The organism is Marinicella litoralis (assembly GCF_002591915.1).
Taxonomy (GTDB): Bacteria; Pseudomonadota; Gammaproteobacteria; order Xanthomonadales; family Marinicellaceae; genus Marinicella; species Marinicella litoralis.
This window is the reverse complement of record NZ_NIHB01000002.1, coordinates 168,765-192,152: the sequence shown is the minus strand read 5'-3', so window position 1 is coordinate 192,152 and position 23,388 is coordinate 168,765. Positions and strand designations below refer to the sequence as shown.

The window sequence follows — 23,388 nt, the reverse complement described above, 5'->3', positions numbered from 1 at the left end:
CTTAAAGAGGTTTAAAGTTTTTGATATTTAATTTTCCGGCTAAATATTGATCATCAACTGACTCCAGTGCTTCACACTGGTGTAAGGTATCCAAACAACGCTGTGCCAAATGCTGGTATACAGCAGTGCCTTCGGTTTTCCAAATCATTTGCTGGTCTGTGACTTGTTTTTTGATTTCTGCCGGCGACCCAGCAATGATTGAGCGGGCAGGGGCTGCAAAATTGGGTTTGATGTAGCTCAGGGCAGCAATCATGCATTCCTTGCCTATTTTGGCATTGTCCATCACCACCGTTTGAATGCCTACCATCGAGTTTTCTCCAATGTCGCAGCCATGTAATACGGCACCATGACTGATGTGACCATTTTTACGCACTCGTGTCTCGCCACCGGGAAAACAATGCGCAATACAACCATCTTGGAAATTAACGCCATCTTCTAAAACAATCTTACCAAAATCACCACGCAAACTGGCATGCGGTCCAACGTAGCAGTTTTTTCCAATCACCACATGGCCAATGACCGATGCGGTTGGGTGGACAAAACTTGAGGGATTAACGACGGGTCGAACCCCATCTATTTCATAAAAACTCATGTGGCATCACCTGTTGTTAATGTTGTTTCTAATGGCATTGGCATATTATAAAACACTTAGACAGGCTCAGTGTGCTTAAGTCATTTGGATTTGATTCAACATCATCATTTTATTTATAACCCATGATTGGTAGACTTGATCGCATGTCAGTTCTGACGCACTTAAAAGTGTAGAAATTCAAATCAGTCATTTTTAAATTTTGATTGACTCGGTTATATTTTTATTGCTAGAACATGTAATATAATCATAAGTTTGCAAAAAGTGGAGAGTAACAAATGTCACTAGATATCAATGTTTTTATTGAAGGTAATAAAATGCTTTCACGAAATGATTGGCAAGAGAAAATTGAATTGGCAGGGTTTTCGGTTGACCTGTACCCGAGCTTTGATACCAAAATTATGTCGGGGATGCTACCGTGCAAGTTAGATGGTCAGGAAGCAGGTTTTGAATATTACTATGATGTACTCGAGGATACCATGTTTGATCCGACCACCGATTACGCATTAGCCAATCGTCTTCAAAAACGTGATATTTGTGTAGGCTTTTCAATTGCTGCAGGACTTCCCGAAGAATCTGTGGTAGCAGCAATGATGGCGGCTGCAACATTGGCAAACGAAGCTGATGGTTTGCTCTGGGTTGATCCAGATTTTATTGAGACTGATGACCCTGTTTCATGGGCTAAGCAAGCAATTCAATAATCAATCTTCTAAATTTGGTCTCAGCGCTTTTTGGGCTGCTTTAACAGATACATTTTTTCGTTGCGCGTAATCTTCAACTTGTTCATTTTTGATCTTGCCAACCACGAAATACTGCGAATCGGGGTGGGCATAGTAAAAGCCACTGACAGATGAAGCTGGGTACATGGTTAAACCAGAAGTTAACTCAATGCCGGTATTTTTCGTCACATCGAGCAAATCAAACAGCAGTTCTTTCTGGGTGTGGTCTGGGCAAGCTGGGTAGCCTGGAGCCGGTCGGATGCCTTGGTATTTTTCTTTGATCAGTTCTTCGTTAGTCAATGTTTCGTTTTGGTCATGACCCCAATAATTGATTCTGACTTGTTGATGGAGGTATTCGGCATAAGCTTCGGCCAATCGGTCTGCCAGGGCTTTGAGTAATATGCTGTTGTAATCGTCGTTGTTGGCTTCAAACCGTTCAACATGTTGTTCAATGCCGATGCCTGTGGTGACTGCAAAAGCACCGATGTGGTCATTGAGCTTGGCTGCTTCAGGTGCAATAAAATCACTGAGGCACAGGTTGGCTTTTGGCTTGTTGGCCTGTTGTCTGAGGTTCACTAACCTGTGTTGAGTTCCGTCTTTTTTGATGATCACGTCATCACCCTCAGAATGGGCTGGAAAGAAGCCAAACACGGCTTTGCATTGTAACCATTCCTCGCGGATGATTTGATCCAGCATGGCCACTGCATCTTGGTACAGTTCAGAGGCACTTTCACCGACCACTTCATCACTCAAAATATCAGGGTATTTACCATGTAATTCCCAAGTTTGGAAAAATGGTGTCCAATCGATGTAGTCACGTAAGGTGGCTAAAGAGGTGTTATCAAGCACTTTGGTGCCAGTGAACTGAGGTTGTGCGGGTTTAAATTCAGACCAATTCAATTTAAGAGCATTGTTTCTGGCTTGTGCTAAACTGATTAAATTTTTAATGCCACTGCGATTTTTTCGGCGTTCGCGAATTTGGTGGTATTCCGTTTTGATGCTGGCACTGAATTCATCTTGTTCTATTTCTGAGAGAAGTTTGGCCACCACACCCACTGCACGTGACGCATCTTTGACCCAAACGGTGGCTTGGTCGTATTCGGGTTCAATTTTCAATGCCGTGTGGGTTCTGGAAGTGGTCGCACCACCAATCAGCAGTGGTAAATTCATGCCTTTGGTTTTCATCAGTTCAGCGACATAGCACATTTCATCCAATGAAGGTGTGATCAGCCCTGAAAGGCCTATGATGTCAGCCTGGTGGTCGACTGCGGCTTTGAGAATTTTCTCAGCGGGCACCATCACGCCTAAATCGATGATTTCATAATTATTGCAGCCCAACACCACGCCAACGATGTTTTTACCAATGTCGTGCACATCGCCTTTAACAGTGGCCATGATGATTTTACCTTTGGCTTGTTGTCGGCCTTTCTGTGCTTCAATGTGCGGGGTTAACCAAGCCACTGCTTTTTTCATTACCCGCGCCGATTTAACCACTTGCGGTAAAAACATTTTACCTTCACCAAACAAATCACCCACCACATTCATGCCATCCATCAATGGGCCTTCAATTACTGACAGTGGATCATTGTGTATGTCCATGGCTGCTTCGGCATCGGTTTCAATGAAATCAATGATGCCATGCACTAAAGAATGATTGATGCGCTGTTTGACCGGTAACTCCCGCCACGCTAACTTATCAGAGTCGTCTTGTTGGCTGCCTTGCATGCCTTGGGCCAAAGTCAGTAATTCTTCAGTGGCATTGGCATCTCGATTGAACAACAAATCTTCGATTTTGTCTTTAATCTCAGTCGGAATGTCATCATAAACTGTCAATTGTCCGGCATTGACAATACCCATGTCCATACCCGCTTGGATGGCATGGTATAAAAACACCGAATGAATCGCTTCACGCAACGGGTTGTTACCCCGAAAAGAAAAAGAGATGTTTGATACCCCGCCTGATACCATGGCATGGGGTAAATTGGCTTTGATCCAACGAGTGGCATCGATAAAATCTTTACCGTAATTGTTGTGCTCTTCTATGCCGGTGCCTATGGCAAATATATTGGGGTCAAAAATAATGTCTTCAGGGGCAAACCCTATTTGTTTGGTCAGTACGTCATAAGAACGTTGGCAAATTTGAATCTTGCGTTCATAACTGTCAGCTTGACCGGTTTCATCAAATGCCATGACAATAACAGCAGCACCATATTTTTGCGCCAATTGAGCCTGTTTAATGAATTCAGCTTCGCCTTCTTTGAGACTGATAGAATTAACCACGCCTTTGCCTTGGATGTGTTGTAAACCGGCTTCCAAGACTTCCCATTTGGAAGAGTCCAACATGATGGGTACACGACCAATATTGGGCTCTGAACCAATTAAATTCAAAAACGTAACCATCATTTCCTTGGAATCAATCAAACCTTCATCCATATTGATGTCAATGATTTGAGCGCCATTGTCCACTTGTTCTTGGGCCACCTCTAAGGCTGTTTGAAGGTCATTTTCTTTGATCAACCTTTTGAATTTGATTGAACCGGTGACATTGGTTCGTTCACCCACGTTGATGAAATTCATTTCAGGGGTGATGGTCAAGGGTTCTAAACCCGACAAGCGACAGTAAGTGGGCAATTCCGGAATTTGCCTGGGTGGGTGCTGGGTGGCCAGTTCAGACATGGCAGCAATGTGATCTGGCGTGGTACCACAGCAGCCGCCCATGATGTTGATGTGACCATAGGCCACCATTTGTTGCATGATATCTGCCATGTGTTCAGGGCTGTGGTCATATTCACCGAGTTCATTGGGTAAGCCCGCATTGGGATGGATACTGACATAACAGTCACAAATGTCAGACAATTCTTTGATGTATGGGATTAAATCGTCAGCGCCCAGGGCACAGTTTAAACCTATGGCCAATGGTTTAACATGACGAATTGAGTGGTAAAAGGCCGCCAAGGTTTGTCCCGATAAGGTTCTGCCACTGGCGTCAACTATGGTTCCTGAGATCATGATGGGAATGGCTGATTGTTGCGTTTCTAGTACACTTTGTAGCGCAAACAAGGCAGCCCTGGCATTCAAGGTATCAAATATGGTTTCCACCATCAACACATCTGCACCCCCTTCAATCAAGCCCAAGGTGGCTTCGGTGTAGGCTGTCACCAACTCATCGAAGGTGACATTGCGGTATTCTGGTCGATTGATGTCTGGTGATATGGATGCGGTGCGGTTGGTCGGTCCCAGCACACCAATCACCCAACGGGGTTTTTCAGTACTGTTGTATTTGTCGCAGGCTTGTTTTGCAAGTTGGGCAGATTGCTTGTTGATTTCAAAGGTCAAATGTTCGGTGGCATAATCCGCTTGAGCAATGCGGGTGGCATTGAAAGTATTGGTTTCAACAAAGTCAGATCCAGCTGCTAAGTTTTGTTCATGAATGTCTTGTATGATTTGTGGTTGGGTCAACGATAAAATATCATTATTGCCTTTCAAATCATCTGAGTGGTTTTGCAGTAATTCACCTCGATAATCATTTTCCTGTAATTTCAAGGTTTGAATCTTGGTGCCCATGGCAGAATCTAACAACAAAATCCTTTGTTGCAAATGAGCCATGATTTGATCTCGGGTGTTGGTTTTATTTGCATTCATTATTTATTGGCTTCTACAGTGACGATTTTAAAATGTGGTTTTCTTTGTTCTTGTGAACTGATCACGGCATCAATTTGGCTGAATCCAGCCGCTGTACACCATTGATTCAATTGATCAGCTTCAAAGCCCAGGTTTTTATGTCCATAATCGACTTTAACTGATTCATGGTTGTGTTTTTGTAAGGTTGAAATGATCAATTGACCGCCTGGTTTACATACTTGATAGGCTTGCTTAATCACTTCTTCGGGACGAGTAGAATAAGTCAGAACATGGAGCATCAACACACAATCGAATTGATTGTCTTTAAATGGCAGCTCATGGATATCGCATTGGCGAAAGTGGACGTTATCTAAATGCTTCAGTCTGAATTTTGCCGCTTCAATGGCTTTGGCGTTGTTGTCAACACAGGTGTATTGTTGAGAGTTTTTTGCCAATAATTCTGCCAGAACACCATCGCCTGAACCGAGGTCAAGGACATGACCCAATGAAACCAGTTTGGCCACCACCCGAGTGGTTGCTTCCCAAGTTCGCCCAGGGGAATAATGTCTTTCCATGTCCCCAGCCACAGAGTCTACCCATTGGTTAGAAGCGGCTTGACTGGACATCACCAATGACAATTGTTTGTTGTCCTGAGCAATCAATGGATGGCCGGCATAATGTTTGATCACCATATCCAAGATACCTGAGTAATCGGAATCAAATTGATTGCTGTTGAGGCGATAAAATGAACTGACCCCTTGTTTTCTGACTTGAACCAAGTGGTTTTTCTTTAAATGTGACAGGTGGGTTGAAACGCGTGGTTGTGCCAAACGTGTGATTTCTGCCAGTTCTGCAACCGTCAACTCCTGTTGTTGTAGTAACAGAATCAGGCGTATGCGAGATTCATCAGCCAGTGTTTTGAACAAGTCATTTAAATTCATTATATCTTTGTATCTTGATTAAGAGATATATTGAATTTTAGGCTATTATTGTGAATTTACAAGCATTAAATAGGGTGTATGTCTTATTGTTCTTGGAAACTTTGGTTGTGATTTTAATCCTTAATATGGTGTCAATAGACAAAAAAGTGATGGCGTTCTAACATCAGGGTCGAAAAATAGATAATAATCTGCCATTTAAAATCATTGAATTGAGTCATTGTGATTCAATCAAACTATTTCAGAGGTAAAGAATGAAAAATATAATTTGGCTGTTAAGCCTGACTCCTCATTTGGTATTTGCAGCCAACTCTAATTGGCAGGACATCTCGTCGAGTGAAATGTGGTCATCAGTACAAGAAATAAACGTTCATCCAGATAAATTCAGGGCCTTGGAATTAGATTTAGTTGCCTTTAAGGCACAAATAAATCAGGAAATGGCGATAAAAAAGCACAGCACAGTGGCATTACCTCTACCAGACGGCGGGGTGGCAGAATATCAAATAGCGGTGTATGAGATGATGGAGGAGGGGCTGAAAAACAAAATTCCAGAAATTCAAACATTTCATGGGTTTAACATCAACAATCCTGCGGAAACTATTTATATGGATATCACACCAAATGGCTTACATGCCATGAGTTTGGGTGGTGGGAAGTCTTATTGGATTGACCCAATCAGTCAACAAAGCAATGGCCTGTATGCAAGTTATTACAGAAACGATTATAGCAATAAGCACCAGGCATGGAATTGTGGTGTAGCAGATCATGATCATGAAATTAAATCGGGATCAACCAGAGGCACAGCACCCATCAATGAATTGACTTTGAAACGGTATCGCTTGGCTGTGGCGGCCACCGGCGAGTACACGGCCTTTCACGGTGGAACGGTTGACTCTGGTTTGGCTGCCATTGTGACGTCGATGGTTCGAGTAAACGGTATTTACGAAAATGAGCTGGGTATCCGCATGATTTTGGTGGCCAATAATGATGCCATTGTTTATACCAACAGTTCAACCGATCCTTATTCCAATAACAGCGGTGGTGCCATGTTGGGTCAAAACCAAAACAACATAGACGCAGTGATTGGTGATGCGAATTATGACATTGGCCATGTATTCAGCACCGGCGGTGGTGGTGTTGCTTATTTAGGTGTTCCCTGTCAGTCAGGTTCTAAGGCAGGTGGTGTTACCGGGCTTGGCAGTCCAACTGGAGACGTGTTTTGGGTAGACTATGTGGCACATGAAATGGGACATCAATGGGGTGGCAGTCACACCTTTAATTCTGTCACTGGTGCCTGTGGAGGCGGAAATCGTTCAGCCAATTCAGCGTATGAACCAGGCAGTGCCTCTACCATTCAAGGATATGCCGGCATTTGTGGTTCGGATAACTTACAAAATAATTCTGACCCATATTTTCATGCCAGGTCATTGGATCAAATGAACACCTATGTTACTGCTAACGCCGGTGCTTCTTGTGCCAATTTATTGCTCACCAATAACGTGGCGCCAACCATAACAGTCGAGTCACCAACTGGTTTAACCATTCCCAGTGACACCCCCTTTGAACTGTGTGCAGATGCCACGGATATTGATACCAATGACAATAACTTAACTTACAGTTGGGAACAATATGATTTAGGCCCAGCAGGTTCTCCCAATTCACCGACAGGAAATGCCCCCATATTCAGAAGTTTTCTGGCCAGTCCGTCTGGCTGTAGAGCCTTTCCCCAATGGTCAGATATTCTAAATAATACCCAAACCAAAGGTGAAATTTTACCCTCTTATGAGCGGGATTTAAGCTTCAGAATGACGGCCAGAGACAATGAACTGAACGGTGGTGCATTCAATACCGTTGAATACGCGGTATCGGTGGCTGGTAACAGTGGGCCGTTTTTGGTGACTTATCCCAACTCAGCGCTCACATTCAATGCTTATGATTCGATGGACGTTACCTGGGATGTGGCCAATACAGATTCACCTCCTGTCAGTTGTTCAGCGGTTGATATCATGATGACGATCAATGGCGGCGGGCATTTTTTCAGTGTTGTTTCAGGCGCCGCCAATGACGGTATTCAGAATATTGAAGTTCCCAACGTAGACTCAGATCAAGTTCGCATAAGAGTTCAGTGCTCAGACCATGTGTTCTTTGATGTTTCAAACAGCAATTTCACTATTATTGGTAACGATTTGATCTTTGAAGACGGATTTGAAAGCCCACTTTAAGTTGTGGAGTCGACCCAAACCAAAGGAGTGAAAAGGTTTCATTCCTTTGATAAAGCTTATAAAATAATGGGGTTAAACAGTTAATGGTGTGAGATTGATGTGATTGACTTTTACTCCTATGGAACCTTCAATGGTAAAGCCGTGGCCATTGCCCTCGAAGAGTTGGACATTGAATACAATGTGGTCGTGGTTGATTTAATGCAGGGTGCACAAAAGCAGCCAAAATTCTTGAGATTGAATCCTTCAGGCAGGATACCAGTGATAGTTGACCTATCAATCACCCCGCCGATTGTGGTTTCGCAAACGGGTACCATATTGATATATTTGGCTGAAAAATCCCGACAATTGTTACCTGATGAACCGCGAATAAAAGCCCAAGTTTTAGAATGGTTGCTGTTTCAGTTAACAGACATTTCTACCAATGTTTTCAATCATTTTTTTCTGAAATGTTTGGTCTCACCCAAACACCCTGAAGCCGCAACAGTCTTGCAGCAAAGGGCCATCGATTTTTACCAGTTGTTTGAACGACAATTGGCTGACCAACAATACCTGGTAGGTGAGCAACTCAGTATTGCTGATATTGCGGCTTTTCCAGTTGTGGATGCGCTGAAAGTATATTTGCTTAATGAGCGATTTCCCAATGTGAAACAATGGTTTGATATGCTGAGTGAGAGGGAATCTTTCAAAGTGGGAATGAATCATGCACAATAAGAATGAGTCTTTGGTTTGGTCCAATGACAAGCTGTTTCAGGCCTTATAAATTGGCGCGGTGCTTGAAAGCAATTTTATTCTGTCGCAGCGACTTAAAATGACAGAAAAAATCTGCGATTAAATTTTATATTCCCTATATTTCAGCTGATTAAAAAGTTAAAATCCAGTTTGCACTTGGCTCTTAGTGTACAAGATGTACATGGGCCTATTTTTTGATAAAGCGGGACAATATGCAATGAGTTGATTCCAAGCTCTTGTAATCGTCTGCACGTTAAATAAACCTCATGGTAGTACCCATGAGTCACAGGACAAATTGATAAAGAGAAGCTGATGCAATCATTACTTACGGCAGAACACAAAAAGTTCATCAAAAAGTTTTCAAAGCATATCAATCAATGTAATGCCCCCTTTTCCGACAGCATAAAGCAGCTGGGTAAGCAATTGTTTACGCACATGTCGATGGATGAAATCAAAAGTCATGAATTAAATTACTGGTACCAAACCATTTCAGACATGATCAAGAGTATGTCAGTGCGGCGTTTAAAGAACCCGATCATTGAAGTCAATCAATCTGAAGTTGACAGTTCGGTTTCCCAAATATTTCTGGTCAATGACAACATCCCATTTTTGGTTGATTCTGCAACCATGGCCTGTGCTGAATTTGGGTTGACTGTCAAGTTGATTTCGCACCCGATCATTGAAATCAAAGGCGAAGACAATCAACGTGTGCTGATTGATAAATCGCAAAAAGGTGAGACCGAAGCAAAATCATTGATTTATATTGAAGTCAAGCGATTAGAAAGCAAAAAAGAAGCGCAAGCCTTACAAAACTATTTAGATCAAGTGTTCTCGCAAATCAGGCAAGCAGTGAATGATTGGCAACCCATGTTGGACGCCATCAACCAAGCCAAACAAGCCATCGGTGTGTTGGACAATGAAAAAGTCAGGTCTGAACAGCAAGCCTTTATTGATTGGTTGGTTGAAGACAATTTCACCTTCTTGGGTTATCGAAAATACAACAGAAAAAAAGATCAATTGATGGCAGATGCAAAGTCTGGTTTGGGATTGCTCAGTTCTCAGTTGGATGCGGATGGTAATGATGCCAGCCAATTATCGGTTGATTCTTACCAAATCAAAAAGCAATCAGATTTGGTGGTCATTACCAAAGTCAATGTGATCTCAAAAATTCACCGAAAAGGCAATTTAGATTACATTGGGTTGTTGGAAACCAACAACAAAGGGGAAGTCATCGCTGAACACCGCTTTATTGGTTTGTTTACATCAGTTGCATCCAATACCAACGCACTGAAAATTCCATATATCAACAGCAAAATAAAAGTATTGATCAGACAGTTTGGTTTCGATTCACAATCTCATTCTGGCAAAATGCTGATGCACATCATCAATACCATGCCACGCGATGAAGTTTTACAGTCCAATACCAAAGAGCTTTTCCACGCTGTCTACCAATCATTGGTGATTCAAGAGAAAATCACCACTCAAGTCACCGCCAGAAGAGATAAATTCAACCGCTTCTGTTCGTTCATGGTTTATGTACCAAGAGACTTATTTAATACCAATACGCGACATAAAATCCAAAGCCTGTTGGCTTCATCGGTGGGTGGTGTTGAAGTTGAATATGCCGTGGCCATTGATGATTCGCATTATGCCAGGTTATATGTTGTTATCAGAGACATCACGCAATTCAATGAGACTATTCTGGAAAACATCAAAACCGATGTGATTGATATTGTCACCACATGGGAAGATAAACTAGCGGCGGCACTGAAAGAACGGTTGGGTCAAGAAGAAAGCCTGCGGATGATGGATAAGTTCAAAGGTTCGTTTCCAGTGGCATACACCGAAGACGTGAGTCCATGGGTGGCATCTTATGATGTTGAAAACGCGGACAAAGTACAAAATGAAAACGACATTGAAATGAGCTTGTATGAACCGCGGATTAAACGCCAAGGTGATTTTCGTTTCAAAGTATTCAGGTTTCATAACACCATCCCACTCAGTGAAGTTTTGCCCGATTTAGAAAATTTAGGGCTACATGTGGTCAGTGAGCGGCCTTATGAATTAAAAATCAATTCTGGCCAGAGTATTTGGATCCAAGATTTTGATTTGAATTTAGCTTCAGGCAAAGGACTTGAGTTGGATTTGGTTAAAACCAGATTCCATGAAGCCTTTGGCCAAGTGGTGAATGGCGAATTAGAATCAGATCCATTGAATAAGTTGATTATATTAGGTGGTTTGACGTGGCGACAAATCAACTTTTTGCGTGGCGTGGTTAAATATTTGCTACAAACCGGTTTGCCTTACAGTAAGGATTACATAGAAAAAGCAATGATCCAACACCCACACATTTCACGGTGGTTGGTTGAATTGTTCACCATAAAATTCTCACCCAAACTGGATCATGTCGATACCAAAGAAGTGCGCGCTTATTTAGATAAATTCAGTGAGAAATTCAGCATACAATGTAATCATTTGAATGTTGAACTGACTCAGTATCAACAGGATTGCGTCGATAAGTACATCAGAAGTCGTAAATTTGCCCGTGACACCATGGCCGATAAAGTGGTCAAAGTCATTACAGCTTTATTGGATACCGTTAAATCACAAGACGAAGATCGAATCATTCGATATGTGGTTGATACCATCAATGCGATGTTGCGCACCAATTTTTATCAAACCGAAGCCAATGGTGATTTTAAACCGGCCATCAGCATGAAATTCAATTCATCTGAATTGTCCTTTTTACCTAAACCTGTGCCATTCAGAGAAATATTTGTTTATTCTCCAAGGGTTGAGGCGATTCATTTGAGAATGGGTAAGGTGGCTCGAGGTGGTTTGCGTTGGTCTGATCGTTATGAAGATTTCAGAACGGAAGTTTTGGGATTGATGAAAGCGCAGAATGTTAAAAATGCCATCATCGTACCCGTGGGTTCTAAAGGTGGTTTTGTGGTTAAAAACCTACCCAATGGTTCACGTGATGAAGTGATGGCTGAGGTGGTCAGTTGTTATAAAATTTTCATTGGTAGCATGCTGGATATCACCGACAACATCAAAGGAAAACGCATCGTTGCACCTAAAAATGTGGTGCGTCATGATGAGGATGATCCCTATTTGGTGGTGGCAGCGGATAAAGGAACCGCGACATTCTCAGACATTGCCAACGGCATTTCAGAGGCGCGTGGTTTTTGGTTGGGTGATGCTTTCGCATCAGGTGGTTCTGCAGGGTATGATCACAAAGGCATGGGAATCACTGCCAGGGGCGCCTGGGAATCCGTTAAACGCCATTTCAGAGAATTGGGCGTTGATTGTCAAACGGAAGATTTCTCAGTGGTCGGTATTGGTGACATGATGGGTGATGTGTTTGGTAATGGCATGTTGTTATCTAAGCACATCTGCCTAAAAGCGGCCTTCAATCACATGCACATATTCCTCGATCCAAAGCCTGACTCTGCCAGTTCTTGGAAAGAGCGAAACCGTTTATTTAAATTACCAAGGTCAAGTTGGGAAGATTATGACGCCTCTTTAATTTCAAAAGGAGGCGGTGTGTATGCTCGTTCTGATAAATCCATCCCCATTTCTCCTGAAGTAAAAGCTTGGCTAAAGGTCAAAGAAGACGAACTGGCTCCTCAAGAGTTAATCAATCGCTTGTTGTTATCTGAAGTTGATTTGATTTGGAATGGTGGTATTGGTACCTATGTAAAAGCATCCAATGAATCTCATTCCGATGCTGGAGACAGTGCCAATAATGCATTAAGAGTAGACGGTAAGCAGTTGAAATGTAAGGTCTTTGGAGAAGGTGGCAACTTGGGAATGACACAAGAAGGCCGAATTGAATTCGCCAACAATGGCGGTAAAGTCAATACCGATTTTATTGACAACTCTGCTGGTGTGGATTGTTCAGACCACGAAGTTAATATCAAAATTTTGTTAAAAGCGATGATGGAAGATGATTTGTACGACATGCAGTCACGCAACAAATTGTTGGCTTCAATGACTGATGATGTGAGTGAGTTGGTGTTGAAAAATAACTACATGCAAACCCAAACCCTCAGTTTCATGTCGCATTTAAGTGCTAATCGAGTGGGTGCCAAAGCGCATTTGATCAGGTCTTTGGAGGCCAAAGGTTTGTTGGATCGTGACATTGAGTTCTTACCGAATGATGCCGAACTGGAAAGAAGAAGAAAAAGCAAAGAAGGGCTGACTCGGCCAGAACTGTGTGTGTTGTTATCTTATTCAAAACTAGACTTGTATGATCAGGTGATTGGTTCAAATGTATTGGATGACCCTTGGTTACGTCGATTAATGATCAATTACTTCCCTGAAAAATTACAGCAAGTCGATGATAAATATTTAGACAATCACAGACTCAAACGTGAAATCATTGGCACCATTTTAACCAGTCAAATCATTGACCGCATGGGGGCCACGTTTGTGATGCGGATGCAAGAGGATACTGGTGCTGATGTCGGAGCGATTTGCCAGGCATTTTATATTGTTACCGAATTGTTTAATTTAAATGATTTGTGGCATGGCATCGAATCACAAGATGGCAAAGTCGAGTTTGAAAAACAAATTGAAGCCTTTGTTGCGATTTGGAAGTTTGTTAGACAAACCATTCGCTGGGTGCTGAATAACCTCGGTCATAATTTAGACATTGCAAAACATGTCAATGATTTAAGCAAGGGTGTTTCACAGTTCAGAAAAGATTTTGCCAAATACATCAGTGACACAGATCGCGTTTCTATGGAGCGGGTTATCAACGCTTTGAGTAAGCAAAAATTTGCCAAAAACTTAGCCCATGACATTGCTGCCTTGCCTTATTTAAGTGCCGCTTTGGATGTGGTTATGGTAGCCAATGAGCAGGGCGTTACCGTTAAAAAAGCAGCAGACATGTATTTCCCACTGGGTAAAATGTTGAATTTGATTTGGTTGCAGAACATGATTGAGAAACTTAAGGTAAGTAATCAGTGGCATGTTCATGCTCGTGGTGGCTTGCGTGATGATTTGAGTGATTACCATGCGCAGCTGACTTCGTCCTTGTTAAAGCGTTATGGTAAGAAACAGGACAGTGAAAAATCATTGACACAATGGAATCAAGAGTTTGGTCAAAAGGTGAAGAATGTTAAAGACATGATGTCTTCCATTAAAGTAGAAAAACAAATTGATTATCCTACCATCATGGTTGCCATCAACACACTGAGTCATTTGGTGGCAGCGACCAAATAAATGTTTTGGTCATTGACTGGGTACAATCATTAGGCAGTGGTTATACCCAGTTAATACTCAGGCTAAATTCACCGTTTTCTGAATTTAGCGACACTGCCTTGCATTAAAAACCTGACTAAACGATCGGGTAGTATTTTGACCAAAGTTGCGATGGCTTTGTTGCGCCAACCATTGATCAACACCACTTGGTTTTTTTCTACCGCAGCAATGCCTTGGCTGACAACATCATTGGCACTCATCCATAATTTTGATGACATTTTATTTACCATGTTTCTGGTGCCATTGACGTCATGAAATTCTGTATAGGTAAAGCCAGGGCACAACGCCGTTACATGAACGCCATGTTCCTTGGCTTCAAGGTGTAATGAGTGGCTGAATTTTATCACGAAGGATTTAACGGCTCCGTATAAAGTGTGGCCAGCTGTGGGTGGTGCAAAACCCGCCAATGAGGCCACGTTAATCACAAAACCATTTTGATTGTTTTTCATGTTGGGGTAGAACAGGTGAGTCAGTTCGACCACCGAAGTCAGCATCAACTGGAGCATGTCATGATGGGTTTTCCAATCAACTGAATCGAAATCACCAGGAACACCGTAGCCAGCATTGTTGACCAACATTGAAATTTGAATGCCTTGTTGTTGGCAGTAGTTATAGATCTCTTGGTTGGCCGAAGTTTGACTTAAGTCTTTAGGTAAAACGAGGCAGTTAATTGATTGATTTTCAATTAATTTTTTTTGTAACTCCAATAACTTTTCTTCACGCCTGGCAACCAACAATAAATGCCAGCCTTTGACTGCCAGTTGATGAGCAAATTCAGCACCTATGCCTGCTGAAGCTCCAGTGATCAATGCCCATTTATTTTTCATGATTTTGTTTTTTCTTTAAGGTGGCAGTTTAATGCCAAAAAAAAGACCAGTAAACTGGCCTTTGGAAGTTGTATTGGCTTACTTGATGGTTAGATCGGTTAAGCGACCTTCTTTCAGGGTTGAATAATACTTGGCAACATTTTCAATGTCTTCATCTGTCAATGTGGCGGCAAAGCCAGACATGATGGCATTTTTTCTGGCGCCAGATCTGTAATCTTTCAAAGCCTGAGCCATGTAATCAGCGTATTGGCCCGCTAACTTAGGGTAAGTGTCGTCTATTCCAGCACCATCCATACCATGACAAGTTTTACAAACTTGTTCTGCTTTGGCTTTTCCTAATTCAGCGTCACCAGCGTATGTAGCTGAAGCAAATACCAGTAGACTTAATAAAAATATGTTTTTCATGATGACTTCCTGTTATTTGTTAAAAGTATTGAAATAAGCGGCAATATCAGCGATGTCCTGATCCGTTAAGTTACCTGCCTGCGCTTGCATGGTTGGGTGACTTCTTTCACCTGAACGATACGCTTTCAATGCCAATTGAATATAAGCTTCGTTTTGGCCACCTAAACGTGGAACGTGGTAACGAGGATAGGTGTTTTGATAAAATGGAATGCCATGACAACCGGTACAAGTATAAGCTATTTTTTTACCGTTCTCTGCATCGCCTGCTGCCAATGCTTGGAAAGATAAAATCATCAATGCCAGTATCAATATTGTTTTCATTTTAATCCAAATTTAATAAAACGCCCATTATAGTCAGATAGGCATGATGACTCAATCGAATTCAAATTAATTCCGAAAAAAAAGGGTTGAAATACAACCCTTTAGTGAAACAGTTAATATATTAAGCTTTATTTTAAGCTGGCATAATAAGCGGCTAAATTTTCAATGTCCGCATCACTTAACCCAGCAACCATTGGGGCCATGCTTGGGTCTTTTCTTTCACCACTTTTGAATGCTTTGATTTGTTTGACCAAATAGGCTTCTTTTTGTCCGGCCAGGTTAGGCCAAATGGGTGTTGGGCTGATGCCATCGGCACCATGGCAAGCAGCACAAACGGCAGATTTGGCTTTGCCTGCTGCGACATCACCTGCCATAGCTGGAAGTGAAAACAGGACTGATATAAATACAAAGAGGGTGCGTTTTTTCATGATATATTCCAATTTTTAATCGTGAGGCAAGGTTATCATTTTACAGGTGAATTAAAAATCAATATGTAATAAAAAGAGGGACTCTTTTCTGCCTTTTTGACTTGGGTCAAACTTTTTCAAGGCTTCAGTTTAAAGCACCCTGACTTCATCTTCCAATTCAATACCAAATTTGGCTTTGACCGCTCTTTTGGCCAGTTTAGTCATGCGAAATAAATCTTGTCCAGTGGCATTGCCATGATTAACCAAAATCAAGGCATGTTTGTCATAAAAACCCGCGTCGCCTTCTTTGTGTCCTTTGAAACCACTTTGTTCTAATAACCAGGCTGCGCTGGTCTTGTATTCATGTTCTTGGGCCGTGTCAAACAAGGGAAGGTCTTTGAACCGCCTTTGAATTCGCTTGACTTGTTGTGCGTTGATGACAGGGTTTTTGAAAAAACTTCCTGCATTGGGCAAGGTTTTTGGGTCGGGTAACTTTTCAGCCCTTATTCGGGTGACTTCATCAGCCACTTGTCGGTAGCTTGGATTTTTGGTGGTGCCCATAATCCTTTGCTTGAGTGGTTCATATTCAATGTTGACGGGTGCATTTGATCTTAGATCCAACCCAATTCTACTGATTATCCATGGTTGATCATGGTATTTAAATATGCTGTGACGATAAGAAAATAAACATTCTTCATTACTTAATCGGTGATAAAGTCCGGTGTGCCAGTTGTATACTTCGACCCAAACCAGACAATCTTTGATTTCAACTCCATAAGCGCCAATGTTTTGAAAGGGTGCTGCCCCTACCAAACCAGGAATGGCGGCTAAATTTTCAATCCCCCCCAAATTCCTGTCTACTGCCCAGTCAACCAAATCATTCCAAACAGTACCGGCCCAGGCCACAACTAAATTGTCGACGATGGTGATGTGCTTTCTGGGTTTAATGTGTGCCACAAAACGATTGAGGTCTTGAGTGAACAGTAAATTGCTGCCTCCGCCCAATACCAGCATTTCAGTGATTTTAATGTCTTGAGGCAATGATTCTAGATCTGCCAGTGAATTGATTTCAACAAATTGATCACAGTGACAATCTACAGATAAGGTGTTTAATTGCTTAAGGTTATAATCGTTGTGTATTTTCACTGTTTATATGGTCATTGATTTGTTTAATAAGGTTATTGCCTTTGAGCACGAAGCCAGTATAAATTTGGATTAAATTGGCACCTAACTTTAATTTAGTCAGTGCGTCCTTTTTATCTATGATACCACCAACTGCAATAATTGGGAAATTTTCGCCTGCAAAAGTTCTTACCAAGCGCAAGGTTTCATTGGATTTTTTTAGTAATGGCTTACCACTTAATCCACCCATTTGATTGATGGTTTCTTTATCACTGTTTAGTGTCTTGGGTCTGTCAACAGTGGTGTTGGTGCAGATGATGCCATCGAAGCCCAATGCTATTATTTGCTGCACCATGAACTCCAGTTGTTGTTCATTTTGATCGGGCGAAATTTTTACCAATACAGGGGTGTATTTACCGTCTTTTTGTTCACATTCTAATTGTTTGGCTTTGATTCCAGTCAATAAATGGATCAGTGCTTGGTCGTTTTGTAACTCACGCAAATCAGGTGTGTTGGGTGACGATATATTGACCGTGATGTAATCGCATAAGGTGCGGGCTTTTTCAAAGCAATGGACATAGTCATCAACGGCTTTTTCATTGGCTGTGGTTTTGTTTTTACCAATGTTGATGCCTAATATGCCTTTATAACTTGATTGCTTAACTTGATTGACCAAGTAATCAATGCCTTTGTTGTTAAACCCCATTCGGTTGATGATGGCTTCGTCGGCCGCCAACCTAAATAATCGAGGTTTGTCATTTCCAGTTTGAGGCTTGGGTGTGATGGTGCCAATTTCCAAAAAACCAAAACCTTGTTTACTTAAGCCATGTAGTGCATCGCCATTTTTATCAAAGCCAGCCGCCAAACCTACAGGGTTTGGAAAAGTGATGCCCATCAATTCAACAGGGTTCTTCATTTGTTTGGCTTTAGAAAAAATCGACAATGGAGAACCCAGTGCCTTGATGGCCAAGTCATGAGCCAATTCAGCGGGTAGGGCTTGTAAAGTTTTGCGGGCAAAAAATTCAATCATGTTAACCATTGAGGTATTTCTAAGGAAGTTAGATTTTAAATCATTTTGTGATTTTTTGATCAGAATATTGCAGCTGTGATAAATTGATGAACATATTTATATTATTGACAGTCAAAACATGAAAATTGAAAGAATAGGAAACACAGAACAAGCCAAAGAGATTGAAGCATTGATGCAGGAGTGGTCGGAAGCACTGTATGAGAAAGATGCTGAGTTAATGGCACATTATTACAGTGATGATGCCAAAGTTTATGATTTGGGCACACAAACCGAAACCAAAGAGGGTTACAAAAACCTGTGGATCAAGTGCTTTCCTTATTTTGCTGGAAATATTTCAGTGGAAAGACAGCGTGTCACCATACATGCGGCAGATGGTATGGGTTTTTTGTATGGGTATTCAAGAGTCGGTGGGGCGCAAACTGATAACCCAGCTGCCGAAGCTTGGTTCAGACTCACTGTTTGCTTTCAAAAAATCAATGATCACTGGAAAGTGGTACATGAGCATGTTTCTATGCCCTTTGATTTTGAATTGGATAAGCCTGCCTTGTTGATGGAAGTACCTGAACAAGAAGCATAAGTGCTGACATAAAAATTTGTCATTCAAATATGTTAATTGTTTCAATGGGTTTCAATTAATCTTTATCTTCTGTGTGGTTCTAAGCATGATGGATAGTCAGCAGTCAAAGGTCCAGTGCGAATCAAGGGACTGGTAAAGTTTGCTAGATCATGAGTGAGTTCTGAGGCTTGATTATTGTCATCTAATGTAAACCTTATGGCCAATGAAAAAAAATGATCGCTGTAGGTAAATACTGCATCAGCATCCGCCTGCATCCACCAAGGTGCTGCATCACCCCATGTGGCTCCAACCACCAATTGTCCTTCACAGGATTTCGAAACCCATAATTGACGGTGTGCTGATGAATTGTTCGGCGCACCATACAAGCCGATAAATCGATCTAAATCAGAACGCAATGAACCTTTGCTTGTTGGCTTAAGTTGGGGTTTCTCCCCCTGTTCCATTTGTTCAATCAATTGTTGTTGCTGCAGATTGGCTAGGGCCAATGCCTGTTCATGTTGTGCCATCAATGCTGACATTTGAGGTTGCGCAGCAGCCAATTGTGTCTGAATCATTTCCTGGCTGAGGGTTGCATTGATTTCAGCCAAAACTTGCACCACTTCCATGTTACCTGAATTAACGTATTCTGTAATCAGTTGCATAAAGGCTGAGGCATCAAATGGGTATTTTGATTTTTGTGCGGGGTAAATTTCGGCGAATCTTTTTTTGGCTGCTGCCACGCCACCTTGATTAATGGCGGCTTTTAATTCATCAGCCATGGTTGTTTGGACATCACGGTCATTGCTGTTATTTGCCTGTGATTGCAAGCTGGTACAGGTACCAGTTATCAGCAATAAACCAATGAAAAAATATAGTTGAATTGATTTGATCATTAAATTGCTCCGTGTTCTGTTGTTTCAGTATAGACCACCTCGTTGATTGGAATCAAACAGTTGGTATGTCCTGTGAATAGGTTAATTACCTGCCACTTAACAGGTCATGAAAGGTAATAAATATACTTAGGTGGCTGAATTAAGGAAACACTTTACCCGTGAGTCAGTTAGAAATTATTTGAATCTATCAGAGACCCAACAATAAAAGCAAGTTACGAACCCCAATGAGATCCTTCGGCTTCGCTCAGGATGACAGAAAATAAGATATGCCCCTGCGTTCGGAGATTCTTCGACTCACGGCCTACGGTATTACAATATCGCTTCTTGACTGCGTCAAACCGCAATCATTTAATTGCCTGGCCTTCGCTCGCTCAGAATGACATGTGATTATTTGTTAAAACAACTAAAAAAGGGCCCGTCAGGCCCTTTTTAGTGCTGTAATCAAACTGACATTTAGATGTCAAATTTGATGCCTTGTGCCAATGGCAGTTCAGTTGAGTAGTTGATGGTATTGGTTTGTCTGCGCATGTAGGCTTTCCAAGCGTCAGAACCGGCTTCACGACCGCCACCCGTTTCTTTTTCACCACCGAATGCGCCACCAATCTCAGCACCTGATGTTCCGATGTTGACGTTGGCGATTCCACAGTCTGAACCAGCGGATGACAGGAATTGCTCAGCTTGACGCAAGTCGTTGGTAAATATGGCAGAAGACAAACCATGAGCCACGTCGTTTTGCGCCTCAATCACTGCATCCAAATCACTGAATGTCATCACATAAAGAATAGGGGCGAAGGTTTCAGTTTTAACCACATCCCAGTGTCCTTCTGCTTTGATCACACAAGGTTCTACAAAATGACCAGGGCCGTCAACACGCTTGCCACCGGTAAGTACTTCACCGCCAGCAGCTTTGGCTTTTTCGACCGCATCTAAGTACATTTGTACCGATGGCTCATCAATCAATGGACCCATCAATGTATCGGCATCCAAGGGATTGCCAATCGGGACTTGTTTGTAGGCTTTTACCACTGTCGCAATCAGCTCATCAGCGATGTCCTCATGTACGAACAAACGGCGCGTTGTTGTACAACGTTGTCCGGCAGTGCCAACAGCACCAAAGACAATCGCAGGAACGGCCAATTTTAAATCAGCCGTCTTGTCAACGATTAAGGCATTGTTGCCACCCAATTCTAACAATGAACGACCCATGCGTTTAGCCACTTGTACTCCGACTTGACGACCTACGTTGGTTGAACCGGTAAATGAAACCAAGTTAACGCGTTTGTCATCAACGAATTTTTTCGCCAGTTCATTGCTGTTGTCATTGAATAACAAGAAGATTGGTGGGAATCCGGCCTCTTTCAGGGCTTCGTTACAGATGTTTTGTACTGCAATTGAACACAATGGCACTTTTTGTGAAGGTTTCCAAATGGAAACATTGCCACAAATGGCTGCCACAAAAGCATTCCATGACCATACGGCCACAGGAAAGTTAAAGGCAGAGATGATACCAACCACGCCGATTGGATGCCATTGATCATACATTCTGTGACCAGGGCGTTCTGAGTGCATGGTGTTACCGTACATCATGCGAGATTGACCCACAGCGAAATCTGCCATGTCAATCATCTCTTGTACCTCACCATCGCCTTCTGATTTGATTTTACCCATTTCAGCAGCCACCAATGAACCCAAGGCATCTTTGTGTTTACGTAAGGCTTCACCAACCAAACGCACGGCTTCACCTCGCAAGGGTCCAGGTACTTTACGCCATTCCTTGAACACTTCTTGCGCTTTGTTTACCACGTTTTCGTAATCGGCATCTGATGATGACATCACTTTGCCCATCAACTCGCCGGTGGCAGGGTTGTGAGACTCAATCAAACCAGCAGAGTCATCTGTTGACCATTCATTCGGACCTGTACACGTTCCAGAGTTAACGTCTTTAAGGCCTAATTCTTTCATAAAATCCATCATAATATCCTCAGAGTTTTTCCATCATTTCAGGAATAATTTTAAATAAGTCACCAACCAATCCTACATCGGCCACTTCAAATATGGGGGCATCGCCGTCTTTATTGATGGCAACAATGGTGCCAGCATCTTTGATCCCAGTTAAATGTTGTATCGCACCCGAAATGCCAAAACACATGTACAAGTCAGGTGCAATGATTTTACCGGTTTGACCGACTTGCATGTCATTGGGTACATAGCCCGCATCGACAGCAGCACGAGATGCGCCGGTGGCTGCACCCATTTTATCGGCCAAGTTATAGACGATTTCAAAATTTTCTTTCGAACCCACGCCGCGCCCGCCAGAGATTACCTTGCTGGCAGTTTGTAAGTCAGGTCTGTCAGAATTGCCGCTGGCCAATGTCACGAATTTTGTGTGTGTGGCTGCAGTCGATAATGATGACTCTGCAACAGAGGCTTGGCCATCGCTTGATTTATCAGCTGGAAATGAGGCGGTGCGAATGGTGGCCACAATTTGCGTTGTATCTGTCTTGACGGTGATGATTGCATTACCGGCATAGATCGGACGTTTGAATGTATTGGCGTCGATGATTTCCATCACATCACTGAGCTGATTTACTTCTAATAATGCGGCAACACGTGGCATCACGTCTTTACCGAAGGTGGTGGATGGGCCAAAAATATGGCTGTAGTTTTTAGCCATGTCAGCAATGGTGGGCGCAATAGAAGCTGCCAATTGGTCATGGTTGTCATCACATTGAACATAATGCACTTGATTGACGCCGTTCAATACCGCAACCTGTGTGGCCAGTCCGGAGTCATTTCCAAAAACCAACACATCGATGTTGTCTGCATTCAATTGTTTGGCAGCAGTCAAAACTTTGGCTGTTGATTGGTTAATTGTTGAGCCGTTGTGTTCGGCCAATATCAATACTTTACTCATGATGCCAACCCCTTGTCTTTTAAGATTTCAATCAATTCATCGACTGTTTCTACCATCACCCCTTTTTGTCGGGGTTGTGGTGATTCATGTTTCAGCACTTCAATGGCTGTGCCTTTGGGTGCTGGTACCAATTCATCAATGCTTTGTACATCCAGTGGTTTACGCTTGGCTTTCATGATGTCTGGTAATTTAACGAAGCGTGGTTCATTCAAGCGTAAATCGGTTGATACCACTGCCGGTAATTCAACTTGAATGGTTTCCAATCCGGCGTCCACTTCACGAGTGACGTTGATTTTGTTGTCCTCAACGAATTCTACCTTGGAGGCAAATGTAGCTTGTGGTCGGTTCCATAAGGTCGCCAGCATTTGTGGCGTTTGGTTGTTGTCATCATCAATGGCTTGTTTACCAGTAATGACCAGACCAGGTTGTTCATGTTCAATCACTTTCAATAAGACTTGAGCGGCATGTAATGGTTGTACTGCAGCAGTGGTTTCAACCAATATGGCACGATCGGCACCCATGGCCATGGCAGTTCTGAGTTGTTGCTGAGAATCATTGCTGCCTATGGTTACAACGATGACTTCATCTGCTTTGCCTTGTTCTTTGATTCGCAGTGCTTCTTCAATGGCAATTTCGTCAAATGGGTTGATACTCATTTTGACGCCATCGGTGGCCACACCTGAGCCGTCAGGCTTAACCTGAACCCTTACGTTGTAGTCAACAACGCGTTTGATTGCTACAAGAATTTTCATGTGAGTTTTACGGTCTGTTAAAAGGCGAGGGATTATATCACTTTGTCAATTGAATATCATCCTTGCGAGGGGCAA

The 23,388-nt window shown here is 42.4% G+C and carries 18 protein-coding genes; 5 read left to right on the top strand and 13 right to left on the bottom strand.

Annotated features, from left to right (window positions below; all coding sequences use genetic code 11):
* Position 1: 1 nt before the first annotated feature.
* A complete protein-coding gene (locus tag CCS90_RS07385; RefSeq protein WP_099018913.1) occupies positions 2 to 592 on the bottom strand; it encodes a transferase hexapeptide repeat family protein in 591 nt (196 codons plus the stop codon).
* Between the two features lie 275 nt (positions 593 to 867).
* Between CCS90_RS07385 and CCS90_RS07380 the strand changes: the two genes are divergently transcribed.
* The gene (locus CCS90_RS07380) at positions 868 to 1,290 is read left to right on the top strand and encodes a hypothetical protein (protein ID WP_099018912.1); all 423 of its coding nucleotides are present in this window, start codon (positions 868 to 870) and stop codon (positions 1,288 to 1,290) included.
* On the opposite strand, the gene metH is transcribed toward CCS90_RS07380, so the two are convergent.
* Together metH and CCS90_RS07370 are read right to left on the bottom strand one after the other, a co-directional pair.
* Positions 1,291 to 4,950, bottom strand: coding sequence for a methionine synthase (gene metH, locus CCS90_RS07375; RefSeq protein WP_099018911.1), 3,660 nt, complete (start codon positions 4,948 to 4,950; stop codon positions 1,291 to 1,293).
* A complete protein-coding gene (locus CCS90_RS07370) occupies positions 4,950 to 5,870 on the bottom strand; it encodes an ArsR/SmtB family transcription factor (RefSeq protein WP_099018910.1) in 921 nt (306 codons plus the stop codon). The genes metH and CCS90_RS07370 overlap by 1 nt, the downstream gene beginning before the upstream one ends.
* 251 nt (positions 5,871 to 6,121) lie before the next feature.
* Between CCS90_RS07370 and CCS90_RS07365 the strand changes: the two genes are divergently transcribed.
* The 3 genes from CCS90_RS07365 to CCS90_RS07355 all read left to right on the top strand — a co-directional run bounded on the left by CCS90_RS07365 (position 6,122) and on the right by CCS90_RS07355 (position 14,047).
* A complete protein-coding gene (locus CCS90_RS07365; protein WP_099018909.1) occupies positions 6,122 to 8,089 on the top strand; it encodes a reprolysin-like metallopeptidase in 1,968 nt (655 codons plus the stop codon).
* A 99-nt stretch (positions 8,090 to 8,188) separates the two neighbouring features.
* Complete coding sequence (locus tag CCS90_RS07360; RefSeq protein ID WP_099018908.1) at positions 8,189 to 8,800, top strand: glutathione S-transferase family protein; 612 nt, start codon at positions 8,189 to 8,191, stop codon at positions 8,798 to 8,800.
* Positions 8,801 to 9,130: 330 nt separating this feature from the next.
* A complete protein-coding gene (locus CCS90_RS07355; RefSeq protein WP_099018907.1) occupies positions 9,131 to 14,047 on the top strand; it encodes an NAD-glutamate dehydrogenase in 4,917 nt (1,638 codons plus the stop codon).
* Between the two features lie 68 nt (positions 14,048 to 14,115).
* Here the strand turns inward: CCS90_RS07355 and CCS90_RS07350 are convergent, their stop codons facing one another.
* The 6 genes from CCS90_RS07350 to pyrD form a co-directional block, all read right to left on the bottom strand.
* The gene (locus CCS90_RS07350; protein ID WP_099018906.1) at positions 14,116 to 14,913 is read right to left on the bottom strand and encodes an SDR family NAD(P)-dependent oxidoreductase; all 798 of its coding nucleotides are present in this window, start codon (positions 14,911 to 14,913) and stop codon (positions 14,116 to 14,118) included.
* Positions 14,914 to 14,991: 78 nt separating this feature from the next.
* Positions 14,992 to 15,318, bottom strand: coding sequence for a c-type cytochrome (locus CCS90_RS07345; RefSeq protein ID WP_099018905.1), 327 nt, complete (start codon positions 15,316 to 15,318; stop codon positions 14,992 to 14,994).
* Positions 15,319 to 15,330: 12 nt separating this feature from the next.
* Positions 15,331 to 15,639 carry a c-type cytochrome gene (locus tag CCS90_RS07340; RefSeq protein ID WP_099018904.1) on the bottom strand — a complete coding sequence of 103 codons (309 nt, stop codon included), beginning with the start codon at positions 15,637 to 15,639 and terminating at the stop codon, positions 15,331 to 15,333.
* Between the two features lie 128 nt (positions 15,640 to 15,767).
* Entirely contained in the window at positions 15,768 to 16,067 is a 300-nt protein-coding gene (locus CCS90_RS07335) for a c-type cytochrome (RefSeq protein ID WP_099018903.1), read from the bottom strand.
* A gap of 129 nt (positions 16,068 to 16,196) precedes the next feature.
* On the bottom strand, positions 16,197 to 17,192 hold the full coding sequence (gene murB, locus CCS90_RS07330; RefSeq protein ID WP_099018902.1) for a UDP-N-acetylmuramate dehydrogenase: 996 nt from the start codon (positions 17,190 to 17,192) through the stop codon (positions 16,197 to 16,199).
* On the bottom strand, positions 17,170 to 18,198 hold the full coding sequence (pyrD, locus tag CCS90_RS07325) for a dihydroorotate dehydrogenase (quinone) (protein WP_099019444.1): 1,029 nt from the start codon (positions 18,196 to 18,198) through the stop codon (positions 17,170 to 17,172). The genes murB and pyrD overlap by 23 nt, the downstream gene beginning before the upstream one ends.
* 118 nt (positions 18,199 to 18,316) lie before the next feature.
* Between pyrD and CCS90_RS07320 the strand changes: the two genes are divergently transcribed.
* The gene (locus CCS90_RS07320) at positions 18,317 to 18,775 is read left to right on the top strand and encodes a YybH family protein (RefSeq protein WP_099018901.1); all 459 of its coding nucleotides are present in this window, start codon (positions 18,317 to 18,319) and stop codon (positions 18,773 to 18,775) included.
* A gap of 62 nt (positions 18,776 to 18,837) precedes the next feature.
* Here CCS90_RS07320 and CCS90_RS07315 read toward each other — a convergent pair whose 3' ends face one another.
* From CCS90_RS07315 to CCS90_RS07300, 4 genes are all read right to left on the bottom strand, one after another.
* On the bottom strand, positions 18,838 to 19,647 hold the full coding sequence (locus tag CCS90_RS07315; RefSeq protein ID WP_099018900.1) for a hypothetical protein: 810 nt from the start codon (positions 19,645 to 19,647) through the stop codon (positions 18,838 to 18,840).
* A 453-nt stretch (positions 19,648 to 20,100) separates the two neighbouring features.
* Positions 20,101 to 21,624 carry an L-piperidine-6-carboxylate dehydrogenase gene (amaB, locus tag CCS90_RS07310; RefSeq protein ID WP_442757009.1) on the bottom strand — a complete coding sequence of 508 codons (1,524 nt, stop codon included), beginning with the start codon at positions 21,622 to 21,624 and terminating at the stop codon, positions 20,101 to 20,103.
* A gap of 4 nt (positions 21,625 to 21,628) precedes the next feature.
* Positions 21,629 to 22,561 (bottom strand): electron transfer flavoprotein subunit alpha/FixB family protein, encoded by a 933-nt coding sequence (locus tag CCS90_RS07305; RefSeq protein WP_099018899.1) that lies wholly within the window; start codon positions 22,559 to 22,561, stop codon positions 21,629 to 21,631.
* The gene (locus tag CCS90_RS07300) at positions 22,558 to 23,313 is read right to left on the bottom strand and encodes an electron transfer flavoprotein subunit beta/FixA family protein (RefSeq protein WP_099018898.1); all 756 of its coding nucleotides are present in this window, start codon (positions 23,311 to 23,313) and stop codon (positions 22,558 to 22,560) included. Before CCS90_RS07300 ends, CCS90_RS07305 begins: the two co-directional genes overlap by 4 nt.
* Positions 23,314 to 23,388: the final 75 nt, after the last annotated feature.